This window comes from Streptomyces niger, assembly GCF_000718305.1.
GTDB lineage: Bacteria > Actinomycetota > Actinomycetes > Streptomycetales > Streptomycetaceae > Streptomyces > Streptomyces niger.
Map to the genome: position 1 here is coordinate 1 of NZ_JOFQ01000072.1, position 354 is coordinate 354.

The following is a 354-nucleotide window of genomic DNA, read 5'->3' on the forward strand; positions in this document are numbered from 1 at the left end:
GAACTTCTTCGCCGCCACCGCCGCGAAGGTCTCGTACGTGCCCTGCAGGATGCCCTGGGTGCCGATGTAGATCCACGAGCCGGCCGTCATCTGCCCGTACATCGTCAAGCCCAGCTGCTCCAGACGCCGGAACTCCTCCCAGTTCGCCCAGTCCCCCACCAGATTGGAGTTGGCGATCAGCACCCGCGGCGCCCACTCATGGGTCTGCATCACACCCACCGGGCGACCGGACTGCACCAACATCGTCTCGTCCTGCTTCAACGACCGCAGGGTACGGACCATCGCATCGAAGGAGCGCCAGTCGCGGGCCGCCTTGCCCGTACCGCCGTAGACCACCAGCTTGTCCGGGTGCTC

The 354-nt window shown here is 66.1% G+C and carries 1 pseudogene; it reads right to left on the bottom strand.

Annotated elements, in window-relative coordinates:
• A pseudogene (locus IF20_RS36950) lies at positions 1-354 on the bottom strand (urocanate hydratase); the annotation flags it as partial.